This is a genomic window from Cellulomonas sp. P4_B5_2, from assembly GCF_056402235.1.
In genome coordinates this window covers 1-4,222 of sequence record NZ_JBFUHU010000326.1, presented here as the reverse complement: position 1 = coordinate 4,222, position 4,222 = coordinate 1, and the positions used below count along the sequence as shown (strand labels likewise).

The 4,222-nt window shown below is 72.7% G+C and carries 7 protein-coding genes; 6 read left to right on the top strand and 1 reads right to left on the bottom strand.

The features are described from left to right. From AC1DUQ_RS18610 to AC1DUQ_RS18600, 3 genes are all read left to right on the top strand, one after another. The coding region (locus AC1DUQ_RS18610; protein WP_477074318.1) for a trimeric intracellular cation channel family protein at positions 1 to 552 on the top strand (552 nt) is incomplete at its 5' end. A 12-nt stretch (positions 553 to 564) separates the two neighbouring features. Then, positions 565 to 1,407, top strand: coding sequence for an inositol monophosphatase family protein (locus AC1DUQ_RS18605; protein ID WP_477061783.1), 843 nt, complete (start codon positions 565 to 567; stop codon positions 1,405 to 1,407). Between the two features lie 160 nt (positions 1,408 to 1,567). Further along, positions 1,568 to 1,867, top strand: a complete 300-nt coding sequence (locus AC1DUQ_RS18600) for a DUF4193 domain-containing protein (protein WP_056090713.1) — start codon at positions 1,568 to 1,570, stop codon at positions 1,865 to 1,867. A gap of 66 nt (positions 1,868 to 1,933) precedes the next feature. Here the strand turns inward: AC1DUQ_RS18600 and AC1DUQ_RS18595 are convergent, their stop codons facing one another. Continuing rightward, positions 1,934 to 2,413, bottom strand: a complete 480-nt coding sequence (locus tag AC1DUQ_RS18595) for a DUF3093 domain-containing protein (RefSeq protein WP_477061784.1) — start codon at positions 2,411 to 2,413, stop codon at positions 1,934 to 1,936. A gap of 38 nt (positions 2,414 to 2,451) precedes the next feature. On the opposite strand from AC1DUQ_RS18595, the gene dut reads away from it, so the two are divergent. The 3 genes from dut to AC1DUQ_RS18580 all read left to right on the top strand — a co-directional run bounded on the left by dut (position 2,452) and on the right by AC1DUQ_RS18580 (position 4,111). Further along, positions 2,452 to 2,922, top strand: a complete 471-nt coding sequence (gene dut, locus AC1DUQ_RS18590) for a dUTP diphosphatase (protein WP_057210982.1) — start codon at positions 2,452 to 2,454, stop codon at positions 2,920 to 2,922. A 65-nt stretch (positions 2,923 to 2,987) separates the two neighbouring features. Then, positions 2,988 to 3,746 (top strand): DUF3710 domain-containing protein, encoded by a 759-nt coding sequence (locus tag AC1DUQ_RS18585; RefSeq protein ID WP_477061785.1) that lies wholly within the window; start codon positions 2,988 to 2,990, stop codon positions 3,744 to 3,746. Beyond that, positions 3,743 to 4,111 carry an OB-fold nucleic acid binding domain-containing protein gene (locus AC1DUQ_RS18580; RefSeq protein WP_477061786.1) on the top strand — a complete coding sequence of 123 codons (369 nt, stop codon included), beginning with the start codon at positions 3,743 to 3,745 and terminating at the stop codon, positions 4,109 to 4,111. The genes AC1DUQ_RS18585 and AC1DUQ_RS18580 overlap by 4 nt, the downstream gene beginning before the upstream one ends. Positions 4,112 to 4,222: the final 111 nt, after the last annotated feature.

Sequence of the window (4,222 nt, the reverse complement as noted above, 5' to 3'; positions counted from 1 at the left end):
GTCCGCAAGCAGTTCGACGTGTTCGGCATCATGGTGCTCGCCTGGGCGGCCGGCCTCGGCGGCGGCATCCTGCGCGACGTCCTCATCGGCGCGGTGCCGCCGGTCGGGATCTCCAACTGGCGGTTCATCATGACGGCCGTCGTCGGCGCGACCGTCATCTACTTCTTCCACCCCCGGCTGGAGCGTGCGCGCCGGTTCATCGTGGTGCTCGACGCGGGGGCGCTCGCCCTGTTCAGCGTCGTCGGGACGATCAAGGGGCTCGAGTACGGCACGACGCTCACGGCAGCCGTGGTGGTCGGGGTGATGACCGGCGTCGGTGGCGGGGTGCTGCGCGATCTCCTGTCGGGCGAGGTCCCGGTCGTGCTGCACCACCGGCAGCTCTACGCCATCCCCGCGCTGCTGGGGTCCACCGCGACCGCCGTGCTGTGGTGGCAGGGGGCCGTCACCACCGCGACCAGCGTGACGGTCGTGATCGCGGTGTTCGCCCTGCGGGTGGGTGCGCTGCGGTTCCAGCTCAAGGCGCCCGGGCCGTGGCGGGGGACCGTGCGCTGAGAGGATGGTCGGGTGAACCCCGACACCCCTGACCAGGTCCGCGAGCTCGTCGACGTCGCCGAGGCGATCGCCCGGGAGGCCGGCGCCCTGGTCCGGGCGGGTCGTCGGGACGTCACGGTGTCCGCCACGAAGTCGAGCGCCCAGGACGTGGTGACGGCGATGGACCTGGCCTCGGAGGCGCTGTTGCGCCGCCGGCTCTCCGAGCTGCGGCCGCACGACGCCGTCCTCGGTGAGGAGGAGGCGTTCCACCCGGGCACGTCGGGCATCACCTGGGTGGTGGACCCGATCGACGGCACGGTCAACTACCTCTACGGGCACTCGCCCTACGCGGTCTCCGTGGCGGCGGTGCGGGGACCGGACCCGACGGTCGCGCCCGACCCGGCCACGTGGACCGCGCTCGCCGGGTGCGTCTTCTCCCCGGAGGACGGGCGGTCGTTCACCGCCGGGCTCGGGCTCGGCGCGACGCTCGACGGGGGTGTGCTGCGGGTGAACTCTGCACGCCCCTTGATCGACTCGCTGGTGGGCACGGGGTTCGGCTACGTGGCCTCGAGACGGCGGGCGCAGGGCCGAATCGTGGCAGAACTGTTGCCGCGGGTACGTGATATTCGTCGCGCTGGTTGTGCGTCGCTGGATCTGTGCGCTCTCGCCGCCGGAGGCCTCGACCTCTACTACGAGCGTGGGCTGCAGCCGTGGGACCTGGCCGCCGGTGCGCTGATCGCCCAGGAGGCAGGTGCGCAGGTCACGGGTCTGCGGGGTGGACAGGCGCAGGAGGCGATGACGGTCGGGGGCGTACCGGGGGCCTTCGAGGAGCTGCGGTCCTTCCTCGAGGAGCTCGGCGCCGACTCGGACGCCTGAAAACGCTCCCACCGCGCTCGCGGCGAAATTGGTCAGGCGTCTGGTTCGCTCGAGGCTCGAAAGTGGTGCAGAATCCCACCGCGCGCGGGAACAAAAAGCACGTCGCGTGCATTGATCCCGCGTACGAGATTCCATCCAGACACGGAGTGTGACGCCACACATGGCTACCGACTACGACGCCCCGCGCAAGACCGAGGAGGACCTGAGCGAGGACTCGCTCCAGGAGCTCCAGGCTCGGCGCTCCGACAAGAACTCGGGCGTGGTGGACGAGGACGAGACCGAAGCAGCCGAAGGGTTCGAGCTCCCGGGCGCGGACCTCTCCGGCGAAGAGCTCTCGGTACGCGTGCTGCCCAGGCAGGCGGACGAGTTCACGTGCTCGAGCTGCTTCCTCGTGCATCACCGCAGCCAGCTCGCCTACGAGCGCGACGGACGACCCGTCTGCTCGGAGTGCGCGGCCTGATCGCCTCCGCCCACGCCTGACGACCGACCTGAGGGCCCGTCACCCGGAGTACCGGGCGGCGGGCCTTCAGCCGTTCAACGAGGCGGCCAGCTCAGCCGGACGGCGGGTGGAGACGATCCAGTAGGGGGTCGGGTCCAGCGGGTCGCTGACCTCGACCCGCACCGCCGTGTGGATCCAGCCGCGCAGGCACAGGTGGGCGCGGGCATCCAGCCGGGGACCCAGCTCGGACCGCGTCGCGACGGCGTCGAGCGGGACGGCGGTCCCGAGGACCGTCAGGGGGATGTGCGCACCGCCGGCCCGGAACGTCCCGTCCCGCACCTCGACCCGCGGCGCCGCACCGGCGAGCACGGCCGCACCCGCGGCCAGCACCGCGACGCCGACGGCTCCGGCGACGCGCAGGTCGACGGGGACGAACGCCACGAACACCATGGTCGCGAAGGCCACCAGGAGCACCCACCCGAGCGGACCGAGCCAGAGCCTCTCGACGTACGTGGGCGCGGCGGCCCGGGACGAGGACAGCGGRGTGCCACGGGGCGCGTCGGACATGCACCCAGCATCCCATCCGGCAGGTAGGGTCGGGCCCCGTGACGGCCGACCCCAGCACCGAGGTGCTCCTCCTGCGCCTCGACCCCGACCTTCCCGCACCCGCGTACGCGCACCCCGGCGACGCCGGCGCGGACCTGGTCTCCCGGATCGACGTGGTCATCCCGCCGCAGGGACGCGTGACCGTGCCGACCGGCGTGGCCATCGCGCTGCCGGACGGCTTCGCGGCGTTCGTGCACCCGCGTTCCGGCCTGGCCATGCGCCACGGGCTGACCATCGTCAACGCTCCGGGGACCGTCGACGCCGGCTACCGGGGCGAGATCGCCGTCACCCTGCTGAACACGGACGTCGAGCACCCGCTCGAGCTGCACCGGGGCGACCGAATCGCGCAGCTGGTCGTGCAGCGGGTCGAGCGCGTGCGCTTCGTGGAGGCCGAGCAGCTGCCCGGCTCGCACCGCGGGGACGGCGGCTTCGGGTCCAGCGGCGGCTGGAAGGCTGCGCCGACCGCCTAGGTCGGGACTACTGTCGATCTGTCAGCAACTGATGCGCGCGAGCGCGTCGAAAGAGGAGTGAGCACGTGGCGCTGTTCCGGCGTGGTGGCAAGGATTCCGCACCAGACGACACGGTCGAGACCGAGGTCGAGGAGTCGCCCGTCGTCGACGACCAGCCGGGTGACGACGCGTCTCCCGCCCCCGTCCAGCGCACCGGCGGCCCCTGGGACGCCTCCCAGGTGGACGACGACCTCCCGCGCGTCGATCTCGGAGCGATCCTCCTGCCCGGTGTCCCGGGCATGGAGCTGCGCATGGAGATCGACAAGGCGACGGACGTCGTCTCCGCGGCGTCGATCCTCCTGGACGGCTCGTCGCTGCAGGTGCAGGCGTTCGCCGCGCCGCGCACGGAGGGCATCTGGGACGAGATCCGCGCGGAGATCGCGGAGTCCGTGACGCAGCAGGGCGGCTCGGCCGACGACCTTCCCGGTCCGTTCGGCCGCGAGCTGCTGGCCCGGCTGCCCATCCGGACGCCGGAGGGCCGTACCGGTCACCGGCCCGCCCGCTTCGTCGGCGCCGACGGTCCGCGCTGGTTCGTGCGCGGCGTGATCACCGGTCGCGCTGCGGTGGACCCGTCCGCGGCCACCGCCCTGGAGCAGCTCTTCGCCGGGATCGTCGTGGTCCGCGGCCAGGACGCCCGACCGCCCCGCGACCTGCTGACCCTGCGGCTGCCCGGACCGGGCACGCCGAACCTGCAGTCCGACCAGCCGGCCGCCGACCAGGACCGGCCGGCGACGCCCGACTTCGACCCGATGACCCGCGGTCCGGAGATCACGGAGATCCGATGAGCCTCAAGGAGCGCCTGAAGAAGGCGGTCGCGTCCCAGGCCGAGATCGAGGCCGACGAGGAGCGCGCCGACGCCCACCGCTCGGTCGGGTGCACGCCCGTCGACCAGCTGCAGGACAGGTCGCGCGCGAGCGTCTCCGGCGTCATCCGGTCCGTCACGCTGCGGCCGCGCGAGGGCGTGCCCGCGCTGGAGGCGGAGCTGTACGACGGGAGCGGGTCGCTCGACCTCGTCTGGCTGGGCCGCCGGGAGATCTCCGGCATCACCCCCGGTCGTCGGTTGAAGATCGAGGGCCTCGTGTGTCTGATCGACGGTCGCCGCACCGTGTTCAACCCGCGCTACGAGCTGCGGCCGCGTCCCGGTGAGTGACGACCACGCGGCCGATCCCCTGCGGGGGATGGACGCGATCGACGACGTCGTGCCGCCCGAGGAAGGTGGCCTGCGCGGGATGCGCGCGCTCACGGCCGAGCAGTTCTCGGC

Coding starts and splice junctions, on each gene's coding strand:
- AC1DUQ_RS18600 (WP_056090713.1), top strand. CDS start 1,568: ATGGCTACCGACTACGACGCCCCGCGCAAGACCGAGGAGGACCTGAGC.
- AC1DUQ_RS18580 (WP_477061786.1), top strand. CDS start 3,743: ATGAGCCTCAAGGAGCGCCTGAAGAAGGCGGTCGCGTCCCAGGCCGAG.